Origin of the sequence: Lewinella sp. IMCC34191, from assembly GCF_003390935.1 — a bacterium.
In the GTDB taxonomy this organism is placed as follows: domain Bacteria; phylum Bacteroidota; class Bacteroidia; order Chitinophagales; family Saprospiraceae; genus Neolewinella.
Window position 1 is genome coordinate 82312 of sequence record NZ_QNQZ01000005.1, and the last position, 19334, is coordinate 101645.

The 19334-nt window shown below is 58.4% G+C and carries 21 protein-coding genes; 13 read left to right on the forward strand and 8 right to left on the reverse strand.

What is annotated here, in order from left to right:
• Positions 1-9: 9 nt before the first annotated feature.
• Together DRW39_RS11200 and DRW39_RS11205 are read right to left on the reverse strand one after the other, a co-directional pair.
• Positions 10-918, reverse strand: coding sequence for a helix-turn-helix domain-containing protein (locus tag DRW39_RS11200; protein ID WP_116107133.1), 909 nt, complete (start codon positions 916-918; stop codon positions 10-12).
• A complete protein-coding gene (locus DRW39_RS11205) occupies positions 905-1888 on the reverse strand; it encodes an NADP-dependent oxidoreductase (protein ID WP_116107134.1) in 984 nt (327 codons plus the stop codon). Before DRW39_RS11205 ends, DRW39_RS11200 begins: the two co-directional genes overlap by 14 nt.
• A gap of 311 nt (positions 1889-2199) precedes the next feature.
• Here DRW39_RS11205 and DRW39_RS11210 point away from each other — a divergent pair, with 311 nt between their 5' ends.
• Complete coding sequence (locus DRW39_RS11210; RefSeq protein ID WP_116107135.1) at positions 2200-2841, forward strand: alpha/beta hydrolase; 642 nt, start codon at positions 2200-2202, stop codon at positions 2839-2841.
• 133 nt (positions 2842-2974) lie between these two features.
• On the opposite strand, the gene DRW39_RS11215 is transcribed toward DRW39_RS11210, so the two are convergent.
• Positions 2975-3508, reverse strand: a complete 534-nt coding sequence (locus tag DRW39_RS11215; RefSeq protein ID WP_116107136.1) for a hypothetical protein — start codon at positions 3506-3508, stop codon at positions 2975-2977.
• Positions 3509-3543: 35 nt separating this feature from the next.
• Positions 3544-6561, reverse strand: a complete 3018-nt coding sequence (locus tag DRW39_RS11220) for a gliding motility-associated C-terminal domain-containing protein (RefSeq protein WP_198664853.1) — start codon at positions 6559-6561, stop codon at positions 3544-3546.
• A gap of 102 nt (positions 6562-6663) precedes the next feature.
• On the opposite strand from DRW39_RS11220, the gene DRW39_RS11225 reads away from it, so the two are divergent.
• The 8 genes from DRW39_RS11225 to DRW39_RS11260 all read left to right on the forward strand — a co-directional run bounded on the left by DRW39_RS11225 (position 6664) and on the right by DRW39_RS11260 (position 11483).
• On the forward strand, positions 6664-7413 hold the full coding sequence (locus DRW39_RS11225; protein ID WP_116107138.1) for a CDP-alcohol phosphatidyltransferase family protein: 750 nt from the start codon (positions 6664-6666) through the stop codon (positions 7411-7413).
• Positions 7410-7661: a phosphoribosylformylglycinamidine synthase subunit PurS gene (gene purS, locus DRW39_RS11230; protein WP_116107139.1), complete on the forward strand. Its 252-nt coding sequence runs from the start codon at positions 7410-7412 to the stop codon at positions 7659-7661. Before DRW39_RS11225 ends, purS begins: the two co-directional genes overlap by 4 nt.
• A gap of 195 nt (positions 7662-7856) precedes the next feature.
• Positions 7857-8273: a methionine-R-sulfoxide reductase gene (locus tag DRW39_RS11235; protein ID WP_116107140.1), complete on the forward strand. Its 417-nt coding sequence runs from the start codon at positions 7857-7859 to the stop codon at positions 8271-8273.
• A gap of 9 nt (positions 8274-8282) precedes the next feature.
• A complete protein-coding gene (msrA, locus tag DRW39_RS11240; RefSeq protein WP_255419250.1) occupies positions 8283-8798 on the forward strand; it encodes a peptide-methionine (S)-S-oxide reductase MsrA in 516 nt (171 codons plus the stop codon).
• A gap of 44 nt (positions 8799-8842) precedes the next feature.
• On the forward strand, positions 8843-10063 hold the full coding sequence (locus DRW39_RS11245; RefSeq protein ID WP_116107142.1) for an IscS subfamily cysteine desulfurase: 1221 nt from the start codon (positions 8843-8845) through the stop codon (positions 10061-10063).
• Between the two features lie 73 nt (positions 10064-10136).
• The gene (iscU, locus tag DRW39_RS11250; RefSeq protein WP_116107143.1) at positions 10137-10553 is read left to right on the forward strand and encodes a Fe-S cluster assembly scaffold IscU; all 417 of its coding nucleotides are present in this window, start codon (positions 10137-10139) and stop codon (positions 10551-10553) included.
• A gap of 11 nt (positions 10554-10564) precedes the next feature.
• The gene (locus tag DRW39_RS11255) at positions 10565-10891 is read left to right on the forward strand and encodes a HesB/IscA family protein (RefSeq protein WP_116107144.1); all 327 of its coding nucleotides are present in this window, start codon (positions 10565-10567) and stop codon (positions 10889-10891) included.
• Between the two features lie 70 nt (positions 10892-10961).
• Positions 10962-11483, forward strand: a complete 522-nt coding sequence (locus DRW39_RS11260; protein ID WP_116107145.1) for a hypothetical protein — start codon at positions 10962-10964, stop codon at positions 11481-11483.
• Between the two features lie 4 nt (positions 11484-11487).
• Here the strand turns inward: DRW39_RS11260 and speD are convergent, their stop codons facing one another.
• Positions 11488-11856 (reverse strand): adenosylmethionine decarboxylase, encoded by a 369-nt coding sequence (gene speD, locus DRW39_RS11265; protein ID WP_116107146.1) that lies wholly within the window; start codon positions 11854-11856, stop codon positions 11488-11490.
• Positions 11856-13418: a polyamine aminopropyltransferase gene (locus DRW39_RS11270; RefSeq protein ID WP_232830131.1), complete on the reverse strand. Its 1563-nt coding sequence runs from the start codon at positions 13416-13418 to the stop codon at positions 11856-11858. The genes speD and DRW39_RS11270 overlap by 1 nt, the downstream gene beginning before the upstream one ends.
• Positions 13419-13491: 73 nt before the next feature.
• Here DRW39_RS11270 and DRW39_RS11275 point away from each other — a divergent pair, with 73 nt between their 5' ends.
• Entirely contained in the window at positions 13492-13974 is a 483-nt protein-coding gene (locus DRW39_RS11275) for a hypothetical protein (RefSeq protein ID WP_116107148.1), read from the forward strand.
• Positions 13967-15157 (forward strand): glutathionylspermidine synthase family protein, encoded by a 1191-nt coding sequence (locus tag DRW39_RS11280; protein WP_157976060.1) that lies wholly within the window; start codon positions 13967-13969, stop codon positions 15155-15157. The genes DRW39_RS11275 and DRW39_RS11280 overlap by 8 nt, the downstream gene beginning before the upstream one ends.
• Here the strand turns inward: DRW39_RS11280 and DRW39_RS11285 are convergent.
• Together DRW39_RS11285 and DRW39_RS11290 are read right to left on the reverse strand one after the other, a co-directional pair.
• Positions 15141-15845 carry a LytR/AlgR family response regulator transcription factor gene (locus tag DRW39_RS11285; RefSeq protein ID WP_198664854.1) on the reverse strand — a complete coding sequence of 235 codons (705 nt, stop codon included), beginning with the start codon at positions 15843-15845 and terminating at the stop codon, positions 15141-15143. The two genes, DRW39_RS11280 and DRW39_RS11285, sit on opposite strands and share 17 nt — an antisense overlap.
• Positions 15842-16888 carry a sensor histidine kinase gene (locus DRW39_RS11290; RefSeq protein ID WP_157976061.1) on the reverse strand — a complete coding sequence of 349 codons (1047 nt, stop codon included), beginning with the start codon at positions 16886-16888 and terminating at the stop codon, positions 15842-15844. The genes DRW39_RS11285 and DRW39_RS11290 overlap by 4 nt, the downstream gene beginning before the upstream one ends.
• Positions 16889-17083: 195 nt before the next feature.
• On the opposite strand from DRW39_RS11290, the gene DRW39_RS11295 reads away from it, so the two are divergent.
• Positions 17084-17950, forward strand: coding sequence for a DUF5694 domain-containing protein (locus tag DRW39_RS11295; RefSeq protein WP_116107152.1), 867 nt, complete (start codon positions 17084-17086; stop codon positions 17948-17950).
• 208 nt (positions 17951-18158) lie between these two features.
• On the forward strand, positions 18159-19298 hold the full coding sequence (locus DRW39_RS11300; protein WP_116107153.1) for a hypothetical protein: 1140 nt from the start codon (positions 18159-18161) through the stop codon (positions 19296-19298).
• Positions 19299-19334 lie beyond the last annotated feature (36 nt).

Below are 19334 nucleotides of genomic sequence, written 5' to 3' on the forward strand. Positions count from 1 at the left end.
CGTCCGCCATCAGGTAAACGTAGCCCGAAACTGCATCGGTGACATACTCGTTTTCGCCTTAAAGAGCTTGCTGAAGGAAGGCAAATGCTCAAAGCCCATTTCGTACGCGATCTCGCTCACGGTAAGGTTGGTGGTGGATAAGCGTTCCTTCGCCCGCTCGATCAGCTTTTCGTGGATGTGTTGCTGCGTATTCCGCCCGGTCAGGGCCCGCAACAGGCTGCTCAGGTAACTTGGCGAGAGGTGAAGCGCATCGGCGACGTACTGCACCGTGGGCAGTCCCCGTTCGATCAGATCGTCCCGCAGAAAGTAGTCCTGCAGTAGACGCTCCAACCGTTCGAGTACCTCGTGGCTCGACTTTTCCCGCGTGATGAATTGCCGCTGGTAGAAGCGGTCGGCGTAGGTCAGCAGGACCTCCAGGTGCGCGCTGATGATCTGCTTGCTGAACTTGTCGGTACGGGCCAGATACTCCCGCCGGATGTTCTCCACGACCCCGTTGACGACGCTTTCTTCCTGCGGCGAAAGGAACAGGCCGTGGTGCAGGGAGTAATCCCAGAAATCGTAGCGGTTGATGGTGCCGGCCAGGGGAGTATTCCAGAGAAAGTCCGGGTGGATCAGGATGACCCACCCGGAATTCTTTGTCTCCCCCGCCCCGGCATCGAAAGTCTGGGTCAGGACCTGGTTGGGCGCCAGGAACGACATGATGCCCTCGTCAAAGTCGAACGGCTGCTGCCCGTATTGGACATGCACGTGCTCCATACGCTTGACGGAAATCGTGTAGAAGCCCAGTACCAGGTTTTCCGGATCGTGGCTGTCCGGAACGGGTACCGTAGCCACGTCAATCACGCTGAGGAGCGGATGATGGGGCGGGGGCAGTTTCCTGAATCGGTGAAATGCACTGATGGTCTTAATCGTCTGCATGGGCGAATACCTTGTCAACTACCTGTAGCACCAGTTTGCCGCGCACGTGCCAGGACTCGCTCTCGCGGTGGGCTTCGGCTACTTCTTCCAGGGGGAAAACCCGGGCTACGGGCACTTTGACTTTACCCGAGTCAATTAATTCGGCGATTTCTTCCAGCCATTCGCCGCGGGCCTCATTACTGTAGGCTTCTCCGGTAGCGTGCTTGGCCGCCAGGGCTTCCTTTACTTCCTCGTCGAAGGGGTGATCCACGTTGGCGGTAACAAAGATGCCACCCTGCCGAAGCACTTGCACCGCTTTCAGCCGTTCCCGGTTGTCGCGCAGCGGCGAGGCCTCCAGTACAACGTCGATGTCCTGCAGCAATTCCTCAAACTGCTGGGTTCGGTAGTCGATCACTTCGTTGGCCCCTAGTTGCCGGACGTAGTCCAGATTCGCATTGGAGGCCATACCGATCACGTAGGCGCCTTTCGCTTTGGCAAACTGCACCGCGAAGCTGCCCACTCCGCCCGAAGCACCCTGTACCAGGATGCGCTGACCGGCCTGCAATTTGCCACACTTGAATATACCCGTCCAGGCCGTCAAGCCCGCCAGGGGCACCGCGGCCGCGGTGGTGAAGTCGATCGTAGCGGGTTTGTGGGCGAACTGGCTGGCCCGGGAAACGAGGAACTCCGCATAACTCCCGCCGGCGGGGAATTCGGGCTCGCCGTACACGGCGTCCCCCCTTTTGAAGCCGGTCACGTCACTGCCCACTTCTTCCACCACGCCCGCGGCATCCCAGCCCAGCGTCATAGGTAATTTCAAGAACGGCCGCAGTACGTCGTTACCGCCCTCCCGGATTACCCAATCCGTCGGGTTGACGCCGCTGGCGTAGACTTTTACCAGTATTTGGTCGGCGGCCGGGGCGGGGCGGTCTACCTCTTCTATTTTGAGCACCTCGGGTCCGCCAAATTCATGGATTCTTACCGCTTTCATCTTATGCTGTATTGGTTTGTACCGCAAAGTTCCGGCCGGCGATTCGAGCGCAATTAGGCAAAACCACTTTTACTTTAGCCGAAACGGGTAGCTTCATCCGCACCCGCCAGCTTCGTCCGCCGAACGGAGCGGTAGCGGCGTTCGTCTGCCGAAACGGGTAAATTATGACCGTATATATCGGGGCGGACACTTGTGGCGATGGTCCAATTTGTTGAGGTGGTCTGGAAACCTGGTTACCCGGTAAGACCGGGAGTAGAATTTGCGAAGCGTTAGCCCTGGGTAAGATTGGATCGTATACCCGAACTTGGAGCATGCAAAGTTTAGTCTACCTCCTGCTGCTCACCGGCGGTTGCCTTTTTTCGAACTGCCATGAGTCCACGGAAACGGACTACCTTATTTTCCTGCATAATCGATGGTTGGAGGAACATCGTATCGAGGAGCCCCACCCGGAACACGGGCGGGCTCAGCTACGGGAGATCGTTGCTGCTTTCCAGGCAGAAGGCTTTCAGGTAATCACGGAACAACGGCCGGCCGGCACGCAGGTACAAGCCTATGCCCGGCACGTGGTCGGCCAGATCGACAGCCTGATGGAGCTGGGCGTTGACCCCGGGCGCATCACGGTAGTCGGGACGTCAAAAGGGGGGCTAATAGCGGAACACGTATCCACCTACCTCGAGGAGCCGGAGATCCGGTATGTTTTTGTCGGGGCATCCTTTGCCAACGGACGACGGGATTTTCCGGACCTGCATTTCCACGGCCACGTACTGACCATCAATGAGGCATCGGATGAGGGGGCTGTCCCACTACGGGCACGCGTGGAGGAACAGGCGATGCCGGTCACCTCCTTCCGGGAGATACAACTGCATACCGGAAGGGGCCACGGTTTTCTGTTTGCTCCGATGGTGGAATGGATCACTCCCGCCGTGGAATGGGCATCCGGGAATCATCGGTAGTGGCCCGTTCTTGTTGGCTCGGACTGTTATGCCTGTCCCTTCGTCCCGAGCGTGTTTCTACCTGCGCTGCGCCGCCCAAAATAACCACCTGGCAGACGAGCTACCGCTCGGCGGACCAGGTGGCCACACCAGCTCACAAATTCCCGAAAGCCGCCACGGTCCATTCCAACCGTGCCTGTATGTTCTGTGAGGTGACGTTGAAGGGGGTAAGGACAAGTTCCATCCTCACCTCCTCGGCGCCCAGGAAGACGTTGCGAAAGTTTTTCTGGCCGGGATTGAGGTCGATCACCTGCTGGCGGCGGCCGCCCAGGTCATCCACGCTGAAGAGGAGGTCGATGAAGGTGCAATCCGTTTCGTTGACGGAGCAGACTCGCAGTTCGGCGCGCTCGATCTCCCGGAAGTCTTCGCCCGACAGGCTCACGATCCGCGCGCGCAGGCCGCCGACCAGGTCCACGTCCTCCGCGGAGAAGCCACTTGCATCCAGCCGGTCCTGGAAATTGGTGGTCATGCGGGGCTGCGCGACCACGAACGTCTGAAAGCCCGGCAGGCCCGCCGGAATGGTGAACTCTACCACCGGGTAGTTGATGTCGAACAGGCGGTCGCCCAGGTCGCTGCGGGGGCAACCGGCGAAAACCGTAACCAAAAGAAGCAGAAAAAGCACGCGCATCGAGTGGATGGATTTATCGAATCAGGGAAAGCCCGCTAATTCACGACCGTTACGTCTCCCCGGTAGCCCTCAACGGCCCCGTTGATGTAGCGGACTTCGACGTAGTAGACGTAAACGCCGCTATTCACCCGCCGCCCGTCCAGGATACCGTCCCAACCCATGCTGGGTTCATTGGCCGGGAAGGGCTCGTTGGACTCAAACAGCAGGCCGCCCCAGCGGTCGTAGATACGCAGGGTTTCTACCCGATCGATGGCGTTGTTGCCGAAGACGGTGAAGAAATCATTGCTTCCATCGCCATTCGGCGAGAAGACATTGGGAATGTAGATGGGCAGATCCTGGATGACGGAGAAGGCCACCAGCGCCGTGTCCACGCATCCGGCCTCGTTGATGCCGCTGACGAAGTAGTCGATCGACTGCACCGGCATGATCCGCGCCCGCGCGCAGTCCAGCGTCAGGCAGGTAACGCTATCCGGGCCCCAGCTATACTCGACCGGGAAGTAGTTGCTGCGGGCAAGTAAGCTGGTGTCTTCCCCCAGATAAAGCTGTACTTCCTCCGCGACCGTAATGACGAATTCATCCGGTTCGGTGAGCAAGGCGACGACCGTATCCTGGCATCCGTTCTGGTCGCGAACGTATAACTCCAGCTCACCGGCGAGCAGACTGTCGAGGCGGGGCGCCGTCTGGTAATTCTGTCCGTCGCTGCTGAAGGTGTAGGTCGGTACCCCACCCGTCGCACTCAGCGACACGGCCCCGGTAGCCTGGCCGAAGCACACCAGATTTTCTACCGAATCCAGGATTCCCAAGATTTCGTCCGGATCATTCAACGTCGCGGAATCGGACACTGCACAACCGTTCTGGTCCGTGACCGTGATGGTGTAGGTTCCCGGACCGAGGTTAGCCAGCGAATCGCTCACGCTACCGTTCGACCAACTGAGTAGGTAATCCGGCCGGCCGCCCGCCGGGCTTACCGCGGCGTAACCGTCGTTGGCGCCGAAGCAGCTGCTGCTATCCGATTGCAGATTTACAGCCAGGACCGGTGGTTCGGTGACGGAAATCTCAAAGTCGCCGGTACAACCGTTGGCATCAATGGCCGAGACCGTGTAGGTACCGGCCGCATAGCCTCCCTGGGATCGCTCATTCTGGTACCCGGTGCCAAAGTCGTAGCGGTAGGCGGGCAGACCGTTGGCGATCTCGATCTCGATCTGTCCGTCGTTGTCTCCGTTGCAGGTGGGCTCCGTGAATACGGCCGACCCCGTTACCAGGGCCAATTGCAACTCGTCAACTTCAATGTCTCGCTCGACCGTACAGCCATTGGCGTCCCGGGCAACTACGTTTACGTTGGTTATAGCTAGATTTTCCAGCCGGTTGTCGGGGGAAAATGGTCCGCCATTGAAGCTGTACTCGTACCCCCCTGCTCCACCGGAAAGAATGGTGAATTGTAGCGCCCCGTCGGTGCCGCCCCCGCAGGTCGGTTGGGTGATTAGGGTGTCCAGGACAAATTCCGCCGGACCGTCTACCGTATAATCGAAGGTAGCCTCACAGCCCGTTCCGTCGGAAACGGTGACGGTGTACAAGCCCGGGTCGAGGCCGGTAAGCCCCGCGGTGGAAGCCCCGTTACTCCAGGCGTAGGTGAGGTTGGTATTGGGAATCGTGCTGCTGGCGGTGAAATCGATGGTTCCGTCCGCCGCGCCGGGGCAGCTTACCGGCCCGATATCCGCCGAGCCGCTGAATTGATTGGCGCAGCAGACTACCTCCACCTCATTGGAGCTGATGTATTCGATACAGTTCCGTGTACTGGTGATGGCCAGCGTCACGTTCGGCGAACCGGCCTGACTGAATGTTACCTCGTGGGGACCGGCACCGGTAGCGAAGCGGGGCGTAGCGGTCTCGCCGAAATCCCAGTCCCAGGCTTCGATGCCGTCGACCGAAGTGGACTGATCCTCGAAGGTAATGGACTCTCCGACGCAGACTTCCGTGCTGCTGTAGGTGAGGTTAGGGCGGGGGCCGAGGAAGGTGCCGGTGCCGCTAAAGTCAATGGTGAAGCCGTCGCCGGAACCGCTGAAGTTGAGCACTACCAGCGCGTAGGATTTACCGGCTTCCATATCCAGCGCGGCCAGAAAGTTGTTGTTCCTCGGCTGGCAACCGCAGCTTTCGGAGACTTCCGTGTCAGCGGGTCCCAGGCCGGTCTCGCCCCAGCAGGGCCTGCTGCTCGTCACGTCACCGGTATTACTGCCCGAGTACATCTGCCGAACGGGTACCCGAGCGCTGCAGTCTTCCAGTCCGTTGGTCAATTCATAGACGGCGAAATCGATGTCCTCGTCCGGAGCTGCGCCGAGTGGATTGATGTCAAACATGAGCGTACCGGCCTGGTCGCACGTCCACTTATACCAGGAGGAGTTCTCCTCGATGGGGTCGCAGCCCGGTTCCAGCCCATCGACAAGCAGATCGTCGGCTACGTTTCCGCGTCCCTGCAACAGGTCAACGGAGAAGGAGGTCGTGTCGCAGAGCACGACGGCAGTTTCACAGTCGCTGCTCGGATCGGGCGGCGCGTCGAACTGATCGACGCAGAGTTCGAATGTCCCTTCGTTACCGTTCCGCGCCCCTACCAGGATGTAGTAGCGGGTTCCGCGCTGCAGGTCGTTGAGTACGATGGACCCGCCGTCGGCCGGCAGTCCGTTCCGGTCCAGTGGCTGGCGACAGCCGATATCGTTTAGGGTATCGCATTCGCCTTCGTAGATCGCGTACTGAACTGCCTTGAGACTACCGCGGCTGTCACCGGCCTCGTCTCCGATGACCCGGATGGCCACCGAGTTGCGCATGGCCACGAAACTAAACCAGACGTCAGCCATCTGATCCCGGTCGTCAATACAGATCGGGTAGCCATCGAAGGGCAGGGAGGGCGTAGCGGCTACGTTTGTAAATGCACCGGCGCCCGAGCAGTAGCTCATCTGCGTCGGCAGCTCGATTGCCGCACCGCAGTCATCGTTGCCCGGCTGTGCCCCGAGGGCGGCCGCCAGCAGCGATCCGGCAAGAAAAAGGTACAAACGCGTCATAGTGTCAAAGGTAGTAGCTGTTATAACTACGTAGTAGACGCGTACCATACACCGAAGCGTGGGTAAAGTGTCCTTAGCTTAACAAAGTTTAACTTACCCGCCGTGAAATCCTGGATACCCAATTCCCTTACGCTTCTCAACCTCTTTTGCGGTTGTGCGGCCCTTATCAACATCCTTGACCTCCAGTTCGTACCGGCTTTCTGGTTTCTGTTTGCCGCGGGGCTCTTCGACTTTGCCGACGGGCTCGTGGCCCGCAGCCTCAACGTCAGCAGCGAGCACGGAAAAGAACTCGACAGCCTGGCGGATATGGTCAGTTTCGGGGTCGTACCGGCCAGTATCTACTACGTCTTACTGCTGTTGCCGGACAACCCCTCCCCCGCGCTCGACGCCAATTTCGTCCTCGACCTCAGCGCGCCGATCCGCTGGGAATGGTACGCCGCCCCCGCCCTGCTCATCGCGCTTTTCAGCGCCCTGCGGCTGGCCAAGTTTAATTTGGATACCCGACAGCACAGCACCTTCATCGGTCTGGCTACTCCGGCGCATACCGTTTACGCCGTGGGCCTGATGCTGGTTGTCGCCCTGGACGAAAACTGGGCGCCCTACGTACTCAATCCGTGGATCCTGTACGTCTCGGTCGTTTTGATGAGCTACCTCCTGGTCAGTGAGCACCCGATGTTTTCCTTCAAGCTGAAGGGCTTCGGCTGGGCGGGCAACGAGACGGTGTATATCTTTGCCGTGCTGGCAATTTGCCTGCTTATTTTACTGTGGACCTCGGCCTTTCCGCTCATTATCGGGGTTTACATCATTCTTAATCTGGCTTACCCGCCAACCGACGCCAAGCAGCACGTATGAAGTTCATCGCCCACATCAATATCATGCCCAAAGCCGAACTCCTCGATCCCCAGGGCAAGGTAGTCGTCAAGAACCTTCCCAACCTCGACATCAAGGGCGTGCACGATGTCCGGATCGGTAAACACGTGACCATGCAGCTCCACGCCGACAACGAACAGGAAGCCCACGATAAGGTAGAAACCGCCTGCTCGAAGCTCCTGGCTAACGTGATCATGGAGAGCTACGACTTCGTGGTGGAGGAAGCGTAGGGACTTGGTCCCCTGGTCCGCCGAGCGGTAGCTCGTATGCCCAGGGGGGCCGACACGGCATCATCCCCCGTTGCCCTTCACCCTTCTTCGTTTCGTCTGACGAGTACCCCGATCCGCTTCGGCAGACCAACTACGCTGCGCTACGTTGGGCGGACGAAGCTAAAACCCTACCCCCCATCCATCCGTTTTATACCCATGAAAACGAAAGATAACTGGAACACCCTCACGAAGGAAGAAGAGCGCGTCATCGCGAATAAAGGCACCGAGATGCCCTTCACCGGTGAGTATAATAATTTCAAGCAGGACGGGGTATTCGTCTGCCGGCGTTGTGAGGCTCCCCTTTACGATAGCCACGATAAATTCAGCAGCGGTTGTGGATGGCCGAGCTTCGACGATGAAGTCCCCAATGCGATTCAGCACGTGAAGGATGCCGACGGACGTCGGGTAGAGATCCTATGTAATAACTGCGGCGGCCACCTCGGGCACGTCTTCCACGGCGAGCGGTTTACGGAGAAGAACACGCGTCATTGCGTGAATAGTCTGTCGATCAAGTTCATACCCCGCGAGAAGTACGAGGCTGAGCACGGCACGCTCGATACGAACGAAGCCTGAAGGGAACTGCTGCTCGGCAGCGGCTGCTTCTGGGGCCGGGAGTACCACCTTCGGCAACTGCCCGGGGTCATCGGTACCCAGGTGGGCTTCGCCGGCGGACATACCGATAGCCCAGGTTACCACGATGTCTGCTCCAAGGATACCGGCCACGCAGAGGTTGTCGCCGTACGCTACGATCCAGAAGTTCTGCCGACCGAGCAATTGCTGACCGAATTTTTCGCGCTGCATAATTTTGAGATCAATCGCGGCAAGGGGACGGGGCAGTACCGCTCGGCCGTCTTCAGCCTCCGGGAGGACGAGCAGCTATCCGTTGCCCGGAGCATGATTGACACGCTTCGCGAACGGGGATTCGACCCGGCTACGGACGTAAACGTCGTGCCGGCATTTTACCGGGCGGAGGCTCGCCACCAACAGTATTGCAGTGCCCGCGGACTAACGCCCAAACGGCGGAATGACGACCGCATTCGTCGACTATTTACGCTGCCTGAAAGCACGGAAAATACCGGCAACCAATCTGTTAGCTAGGTGTTAGCATGGAGCGAATTGATAAAGATTTAGAAAATATACCTATGGGCCAGCGCCTTATTTACCTCGACAACAACGCCACCACCCCCACCGACCCCCGGGTTGTGGAAGCGATGATCCCTTATTTCCACGAGATCCCCGGCAATGCCGCCAGCCGCAACCACCCCTTCGGTTGGGCCGCGGAACAGGCCGTGGATAACGCCCGCAAGCAAATCGCGGACCTCGTCAACGTAGACGAGCGGGAGATCATCTTCACCAGTGGTGCTACCGAATCGGATAACCTGGCCATCAAGGGTGTATTCGAGATGTACCAGCGCAAGGGCGATCACATCATCACCGTCAAAACCGAGCACAAAGCCGTCCTAGACGCCTGTGCCAAGGTGGAGAAGATGGGTGGCAAAGTGACCTACCTCGACGTGCAACGTAACGGTCTCATCCGCCTGGAAGACCTGGAAGCCGCCATCACCGACAAGACCGTCCTGGTCTCCATCATGTGGGCCAACAACGAAACCGGCGTCATCCAACCCATGAAAGAGATCGGCGATATCTGTGCCAAGCACGGTGTGCTGTTCATGTCGGACGCCACCCAGGCCGTCGGCAAGATTCCGGTGGACCCCAAAGCCGTCGGTGTTCACTTGATGGCCTTCACCAGCCATAAGATGTACGGTCCCAAGGGTGTAGGTGCGCTTTTCGTTAACCGCAAAAGCCCCCGCGTTAAGGTGACCAGCCAGATGGACGGTGGCGGCCACGAGCGCGGCATGCGTTCCGGTACGCTGAACGTTCCCGGCATCGTCGGATTCGGCAAGGCCGCCGAGCTCGCCAAGGAAGAAATGCAACAGGATGCCGAGCGCCTCAGCAAACTCCGCGACAAGCTGGAGTCCGCGCTCATGGGCAGCCTGGAAGAAGCTTACGTGAACGGTACCCGGGAAAGCCGCATGCCCCACGTAACCAACATCAGCTTTAAGCACGTAGAGGGAGAGGGTCTCATGATGACCTTCAACCAGAACATCGCCGTGTCCTCCGGATCGGCCTGTACCTCCGCCAGTCTCGAACCCAGCTACGTGCTGGTTGCACTCGGACTGGGAGACGACCTCGCTCACTCCAGCCTTCGCTTCAGCCTGGGTCGCTTCACCACCGAGGAAGACATTGACGAAACGATTGCCAAGGTGACCGAAGGCGTCAACCATATGCGGGACATCAGCCCCATCTGGGAAATGTACAAGGAAGGGATCGATATTGACGCGATCGAGTGGTCGGAGCACTAGGCCCCTTAACCTTTCTCCGTCCGAATTCGTTATATTTATCTACCTGCTTCTCACGCACACAAACTGAAAGACAATGGCATACAGCGAAAAATTACTCGACCACTTCAAGAATCCTCGCAACGTAGGTACGCTTGATAAGAATTCTACCTCCGTCGGAACCGGCCTGGTCGGCGCTCCGGAGTGTGGTGACGTAATGCGTCTCCAGATCGAGGTCGACCCCATCACCAAGAAAATTACCGAAGCCAAGTTCAAGACCTTTGGTTGCGGATCGGCTATCGCATCGTCGAGCCTCGCTACCGAATGGTTGAAGGGCAAGACCGTCGACGAGGCCCTGGCCATCGACAATATGGCGATCGTAGAAGAATTGGCCCTGCCACCGGTTAAGATTCACTGCTCCGTACTGGCCGAAGACGCCATCAAGGGAGCCATCAAGGATTATCAGGCTAAGAACGGCGTACAGACCGCAGAGTCCATCGCCGCTTCGCACTAAACCAGCTTTTTATGCTTTTCGTAGCCGACAGCGCAAAGGAAAGGCTGCGCGAGATTCGTGAAGCCAAGAGCATGCCGGAGAACTACTTCCTCCGCGTGTCCATCACCAGTGGTGGCTGCTCGGGCCTGACGTATAAACTTGACTTCGATGACGAGTTGCAGCCGAAGGATCAGGTCTTCGAAGACAACGGGGAAACCGTCGTCTGTGACTTGAAGTCGTTTCTCTATCTCTGTAACTCCAAACTGGAATTCTCCGGCGGATTGGATGGAAAAGGATTTGCCTTTACCAATCCAAACGCCACGCGGGAATGTGGTTGCGGAGAAAGTTTTGCCGTCTAGCCATTCAAGATCACACTGCTTTTGAGCAACCTGCGGCGCACTCGATTTTCGAGTGCGCCGTTTTTATGTCATGCACACCCAGGAAGAATTTGCCGAGCAGCGCCGACGCAATCAGACCGCTTACGCCATTGAGGACTTCAACGATGCCGTTGATGACCTGCGCCATTCCGCTACGGGCAATTTGCTGTTAGCCTTCGTTGCCTTCATCGGTTCCTACGCAGCAGCCGATAATCTTATGCACGTGGGTTTTGCTTTTGCCACGGGTATCATATTATTCCTGCTGCCTCGCTACATGGGGTTGCAACAAAAAACTTCGTTGTACCTGCTCTTGGCGGGCTACGTGGCGGGCATCTTCCTGGAGTACGTGGCCGCCGGCCTCCCCTCGCCCCCCTTTCCGGAACTGACCGTAGGGAACGGCTGGGTCGGGGTGCTTCCCTTCGCCAACTCACTGTTTCCTCTGCTGTACATCATTATCCGGATAGGTTTGCTCTACCCCCTGGTCGACCTTTTCCAGAAGCGGCAGAAACTCGCGGCTCAGCCCATGCATATCCTGCGGCAGCTAGACCGGGACCTGGCGGCGAAGCTGGAGTAGAAGCTTATTTACTTTCCGGCGACTTGTGTAAGCGCCCACGGTGGAACTGCCGTTGCTCCGTTTCCGTCGCACCATAACCATCTTTAAGAACCGTCAACCCGGCTTCCAGATCCAGTTGGCCACAGCTGAATACATCTACCGCCGCGTAGCCGTGTTCGGGCCAGGTATGTACGGTGAGGTGGCTCTCGGCAATGACGACTACCCCGCTGACACCATGGGGAGAAAAGGCATGGAAGCGGGATTCCACGACCTGCGCGCCCATGGCCGCTGCCGCCTCCAGCAGGATGCGTTCGCTATCGGCAGGGAGGCGCAGCCGCTCCGTCGGACACCCATTCAACTCGAGAAGGATATGGACACCCAGGTAATCCTTCATCACTGTACGGTTTCGCGTTGCCAGTCAGACCACTCCTCCAGGAAGTACTGCAGTAAGATCGGCCGGTCTAACCGGTTTACGGCCACTCCCCCCGGATCGGTCATATCAGCGGGAAAGGTAAAAAGCGTAGGAAGCAGCTCCGGTTCCAGAAATTTCTTTTTACCTGCGTCCCCGCCCAAATACTTGCCGCCCGCTCGCAGTACGTTACCGGTGTTAGCCGCCATCACGAAGCCCCATTCTCCAAAGCTGGGTACCGGAACGTGGTAGGGTGCCAGCTCCCCGAAGCCGGCGGCGGCCAGGGTGTGCACGATACTCCAGAAAGTCTTGCGGGTATGGTACGGACTGGTCCCCTGGGTAGCAAAGACGCCATCGGGTACCAACCGTGCCCGTACCATATTAAAGAACCAGGTGCTGTATAGCCGGGCCACGCTTTCCGTACTGGGGTCCGGCAGGTCGGCCAGGATCAGATCGTAGTAGGTGGTGTCATTACGCAGAAAAACGGCAGCGTCCTCTACCACGGTTCGAGTGCGCGGGTCGGCCAGGGCCTCTTCATTCAGCCGGCGAATCCGGGGGTGGCGACGCCCGAGGTCGAAGACACGCTCGTCCAGATCCACGATGGTCAGTGACTGCAGGCTCGGATAATTCAGTAGTTCCCGGGCCAGTAGACCCTCTCCCCCACCCAGGATCAGCGCCCGGGAAAACCCGGGCACCTGTGCCGCGGGCAGGCGAGCGAGTGCTTCGTGGTAGCGGTACTCGTCACGGGAGGAAAACTGAATGACGCGATCGAGGTACAATCGCAGATCGTCCCGATTCTGCGTAAGCACGATGTGCTGGTACGGGCTGTCTTCCTCGTAGATCACCCGGTGTGGGTAGGCGGCCGCCTCCCATGCATGCAGAAAGGGCTCGGCACGGACGACCAAGAAGGCAAAAAGCAGGATACCCCCGCCGGTCCATAGATAGACGCTTCGCCGGCGACGGGAGGAAAGCTGCTCGCGAAAGAACCAACAGACGCCCGCCCCTAACAGGAGGTTGATACTGCCGAAGAGTAAACTGGAGCTGTACAGTCCGACGAAGGGCAGCAGCAGGAAAGGAAAGAGCAAAGTGGCCCCCAGCGCACCGAGGTAATCGAAACCGAGTACGTTAGCGAGATTGTCCTTGAGGGGAGAATAGGTCTTCATAACCCGCGCCAGCAGCGGAATTTCCACGCCCGTCAGACAACCTATGCTGAATACGATAGCCAGCATCGTCCACTGAAATTGGGCATTGGTCTGGAAGCGAAACAGGAAGTACAGCAGCGGCACCGACAGTCCGCCCAGCAATCCAAGCACGACCTCCGCGCGCACGAAAGCCTCCAGCTCGCGCCCTTCCACGTAGCGTGTAAGGAAGGAGCCCACCCCCATCGCGCACATGTACACGCCAATGGTGAGGGAGAACTGCTTGACGCTGTCACCGAGGAAGTACGCGCTCGTCGTACTGATCAGTAACTCGTACACGATCGAGCACAATCCCGCCAGGAAGACGGCGACGATCAGCAGGAACTTTTCGGTGCGGGGGACGAGCAAGGCGGACGGGGCTTCGGGGCGGCCAAAGGTAAGGGAAATAGTACCTTAGGGTTTTGTCCCTACACCCTATCCTATGCGAGCTACCCGCCCCCTGCTTCTCCTTGCCGTCTCGGCCGGACTGAGTCTTGGTCTCCTGCGCTGCAGCACGACCAACGAGCCTACCCAGGGCGTGGTCACCACCGTTCGCGAAGTGCAACCCGAGGAGTATAAAATCGCCGACGAGCAACCCGTTGCCAACGTGGCCGACAGCCGCGTGATCGTCAATCGCTTAACGGGGACGTCCGACACCTTCACGCTGGACGAGGTGAAGGCCATCCAACAAACCGAACCGGATAGCTCCCGCACCCGCCGGCCATTTCGCTCCGCCGGAATGGGTTACTGGGGCTTCATCATGCTGAACCGGATGGGCCGCACCCCTTCCGCCAGCGCCTACACCAACCAGTCCGCCTACCAACGGGCCACGAACACGACCGGCAGCAGCCTGGCACGCACCTCCCGTGCCCGCAGCGGTTTCGGCCGTAGCAGTGGCTCCTCAACGCGCTCCTTTGGTGGATGATCGATTGATCGACGCCCCGGAACGACCGAACCGCTTCGCGCGGAAGCGGGGGCTGGACTTTTTCACCACCGGGGATAATCACGACTACCTCGCCGATGAAATCCTGCTGCTCGAGCCCGGGGAAGCCGACGCCGCCCTGGCCGCCGGTGACACCGCCTACGATCTCCTGCGAAATACGGCGCGCCGCTGCCTGACCGACCCGCGACGACTGGCCGGACTCGGAATTCCCGACTGGTGCCGCCCCCTGCTCGAATGGTCGGTCGAAAACGAGTGGGACGATTTTCTCTTCGGCCGCTTCGACCTGGCGGGGGGACTCGACGGTCTTCCGCTTAAGGTCCTCGAATTCAATGCGGATACCTGCAGCCTGCTCCCCGAAACAGGTATCCTGCAGCCAGAGGTACTCAAAAAGAATAAGGTAAAATACCCGGCTCCAAATAACCTGGCCAGTAGCCTGGAGGCAAGACTACGTGAGATCGGTGCCGCCCGCAAGGGTACCCACGGTCTCTTCGCCCACCTCGGCTACCCGGAAGACGAACTCAACGTCGGTTTCCTCGCCGACCGGGCCAGCGCGGCGGGTTGGAAACAGGTGCTCACCGCGGCACTACCGGAGGCGACCTTCGACCCCGACAACGGTTTGGCCGCCGATCCGAAGCCGGAGCGCACCCAGCGCTACTACTACCTCTTTAAGTTCTTTCCCTGGGACTGGATCGCCCTGGAAGAATCCGCCCTCTGGGAGATGCTGGAGGAAATGATCGTCAACCACTTCGTCCGCGTTGTCAACCCCGCCTGGACCATGCTGCTGCAATCCAAGGGCCTGCTTGCCTATGCCTGGCAGGACAATCCCGGCCACCCATTGCTCCTACCCACCGCCTTCGATCCCGCCGACCTGCCTAACCCCCGGTCCGGCTACGTACGCAAGCCCGTCTTCGGTCGGAACGGCGAAAACGTGATGGTGAGCCTTGACGGCCGTCGATCCGACGCTACGCACGGCGGCGACTACGGCGACCTACCCGTGATCTACCAGCAACTCGCCCCCTTCGCCAACGACCGGGAGGGGATCCGCTACCAGTTGGGCACCTTCGTCACGCCCCGGGCGAGCGCACTCAGCTGCCGCCGGCAGGATGGCCTGATCCTGGACGACGATGCCGAATTCGTCAGCCTGGGGCTTACGAGTTGTCGTTGATCCGCGCGGTGAAATCCGCCAAATACCCTTTGCTCACCGGCAGCCAGTTCTCTCCCACGACCACCCGGCGACGCTCCACGTAGTCGATCTTATCGAGGCGTACGAAGTGGCTCCGGTGTATGCGGCAAAACTCGGCCACCGGCAGCCTCTCCAGCAAGTCCCCCAAATTTTCAAGGGTCATCACGCGATCGCCGTCATCGAGGTAAAGCATCAGGTAATCTCCCGCGGAGCTCCCGTAACGAATCGTATCCACCGCCACCCGCAGCGTCTTATTTCCGGATTTAATGAAAATATAGGGGCGGGGGGCCGCAGGTAAAGAGATTTTCCTGGCCGCAGGTGATCCCCGACGAGAGACCTTATCAATCGCCTGACAAAAGCGGTCGTAGGCAATGGGCTTCAGCAGATAATCCACCGCATCCAATTCAAAGCCGGCCAGGGCGTGCGTGTCGTAGGCCGTGGTGAAGATTACCGGAACCCGTCCGCGGATCAGCCTGGCCAGGTGCAGACCGTTGAGGTCGGCCATCTGAATATCGAGTAACAGCAGGTCCGGTAGCTCTTCCTGCACGGCGGCCAGCCCGTCAATCGGGTTGGTATAGGCACCTACGCACTCCAGATCCGCGTGCCGATCGGTGTATTGCCGCAGCAATCGTACGGCCAGGGGCTCATCGTCGATGATCGCTACCCTCATTTTGCCTCGCGCTGTAGGGTCATTACTGCCCGAAAGGTACTTTCCGTCCGGTGGATGTCCAGGGTATGGCGCGCAGGGTAAAGGAGTTCCAGCCGCCTCCGTACGTTGACGAGCCCGATACCACCTGCTTCGTCGGCGTGGCCGGTATCGCTCGCAACGGCATTCACCACGGTAAATTGAAGCGTCTGCTCGTCTGTTGTCAACTCCACGTGCAAAGGTTGCCGCGGGCATTCCAGGCGGCCGTGTTTGCAGGCATTTTCAACCAGTGGCACGAGCAGCAGCGGCGGTATCTGCCAATCGGCTGCCTCCGTACGTATCGTCACCTCGGGTGGCACGAGATTCGGTACTCGGAGCGCTTCCAGATGGATCAGGTCTTCTATGTACTCCCGCTCCCTTTTCAGCGGCACCCGCTCCTCCTGCCCGTAAAGGGAATAGCGTAGCAATCCGCTCAGCTTTTCCAGGGCGGGCAGCGCATTGGGGTCCTCCGTGCTGACCAGGGCGTAGACATTGTTGATGGTATTGAACAGGAAGTGGGGGTTGACCTGCGACCGCAGGAATTTCAGCTCCGCCTCCCGGTAGGTCGTTTCCAGCTGGTAGTGAATGGCGTCCGCGTGCCGTCCGTGTTGGACGAAGAAGAAGACGATGCCGACCGGCAAAAAAATGATGGCGTAATACAGATTGTCGACCAAATAAGCCGGCCAGCTCATCTCCGGATTGTAGTTATACCGTCCGAATACCGCAAACAATAGCCCTTCTTCGAGGAAAGCGCGTAGCAGCATACAGCTAAGGATCAGCAGGACGAAGCTTAACACCAGCGTGAGCTGTCCATAGCGCCCGTAGATTCGGTGCAGGAGCAGGTAGGCACCAAAGGTGTACGCAGCGAAGGCCGCTAAAGTCGTAATGCGTAGTAGGGCGGAGTGAAGACTGTCAAACGGGGCAAACAACTCCTGCCACTGTCCGTCCAGCAAAAGGCTGCGCAGGCGAAGCACCACGAAGTAGGTAGCTAAGAACCAAAGACCGAGCCGGCCGAACCGGAGGGGCATCGTATGATGTATGGCTGGAAGCATCCTGAAAAGTAGAGCCCGGGACCGGTATGTCATTCGGCCAGTCGGTGAGACGGGGCTTTCGATCGGTGAATGGACAAGCCCGAATGACCGATCGCTTTGGGGGATCGAACGATCGGATTGGGAAGAGACGTGACCGGGTGGCTTCTTGCCTTCCGTACCAATAACCTTACCATGCCACGATTTCTTGCCCTGCTTTTTATCGTTGTGTACGGCAGCTACGCGCTAGCCCAACACGCTCCCGATCTCCAATCTTTCGATCCGGATGATGTGCTGGTGGTGGGTGACAACCTCCCGAAAGTCCTGCTGGTGGGGACCTTCCATTTCGACTATCCGAACCTCGACGCCCACGTCACCAGCGCGGAAGACCGGGTAGACGTAAAGGATGCCCAACGCCAGGCGGAAGTACGCGAACTGCTGGATTACCTGGCCCGCTTCCGTCCGAACAAGATCGTAGTAGAGCGCCAGCCGGGCAGCTCCGTCAACGACCAGTACCGAAGCTACCTGGCCGGAGAAAGAGAGTTACGCGCCGACGAGATCGAGCAGCTCGCCTTCCGGCTCGGTAAGCAGTTCGGCATGGATAGCCTGGTACTCGGTGATGCCTCCCCCCTATCCTACACGCTCTCCGAGCACCCGGATTCGGCGATATTACACCCGCTCCTGGACAGCATCTTCGCCGACGGACAAAGCGACAACGCGGTAGCCGACACCATCAACAGTCGCTATTTCCAACTCTACCAACTGGAAGACCGGATGGACACCCAGCAAAGCCTGCTGGAAATATTCCGCTACAACAACCGCCCCGACCGGATCCGCCGTGGCCACGGACACTACCTACAGTTCACGAGCGACCGCTCCGCCGACGCCCTGGCACTGTGGTGGTACTCGCGCAACCTCCGCATCTTTCGCAACATCCAGCGCGCCGCTACCTCTCCCGACGATCGCATCCTCGTCCTCTTTGGGGCGGGACACCTCGGCATCCTTCGCCAGCAACTGGAAAGCACGCCGGCGATGCAATTGGTAGAATTCGGAGATCTGTGAGTGCCGGCACCGATAAATCCGTCCTGTCGCTTAGTCACTCTCACCATGCTACCTAACCATTGCCGCCATGCACAACTGGATGATTCGACTTTTGCTGATCTTCTTCCTAATTCCGAGTGCGGGCGCCCCAGCCTGTTTGTACGGCCAATCCAAAACTATAGATGACTACGCCAGGGCGTCCACGGTACACTTTACCTTTGATTCGGCTATGTCAGCTACGGGTACCGGGTTCTTCGACAGCCTTTTCCGGGTCAACCACTACGTGATCCTCGGTGAGTACCACGGCTCCAGCCAAATCAGTCGGCTCACGAAACAACTGCTTCCGCTGTACGCAAAACACGGGGGCAGGTTATTCGGCCTGGAGATCGGGCCTATGGCTTCCCGTATCCTCAACAGTGGTATAGAAACGGCACCAGCCGGCAATTTTCTTGGGCGATTGAATAGAACGTATTCGCTCAATACATCCAAAAGGAAATTCACGCCCATACCATTTTTTAAAAGCCATCTGGACGCCGACTTCCTGCAAACGGCCAACGATCATGAACTGACCACCGTCGGTTTTGACCAGGAATATTTGTTCTCCTATTTGCTACTTATTGACACCTTGATAGCCCACATACCCGCGCAGGATACACAGGGTACCCGTATGGCACGGACCCTGCGCGACACGATCGATAGCTACGTACAAGGGGAAGTGCTTCACATCAATAGTTCAGGCAAGGAGGGAGAAAAACTTTCGATCCGATTCCAGGAATCCCGGTACGTGCAAAAAAGCTTAGCCCGGCTTGCTGGAATTAATGGTGATATAGAAGCCATCACCGCTTCTCTTCAAAGATCCAACACCATCTATTACCACCATGCGACCCGGGACTGGTGGAATTCCAACCGGCTACGCACCGAGAATTTTATAGACAACTTTCGTTCGGTTTTTCTCCAAGACGGAAAAATCAGCGATGAGCGACTGTTCCTAAAAATAGGTGGCCTGCACGCCGCCAAGGGGATGAATGCCTATTACCGCTACGACATCGGAAACATCATTCATGAGACCGCCAGGCTCACCGGTCGACGTTCCGTCCACATCGCCATTATTGACCGCTACTGGTTAGAAACCGACAGCGAGGTAATCGATCTATTAGCCGATTCCACCTCGTGGCACGCCCAGAATTTCCACCAGTTATTACAGGCAGGTCAACCCGACCAGTGGACGATCATCGACCTGGATAAAATCCGAAAGCAGGGCCTATACCTGGAGAACGTACACGAAACGGTCAGAAAATATTTTGAGCGATACGATCTATTCATCATCCCCCCGGCTGACCGAGAACCTGAGCTGTTCACAAATGAGTGAGCCCAACCGGAACACCAGTCTGTCTCCCACCGATCC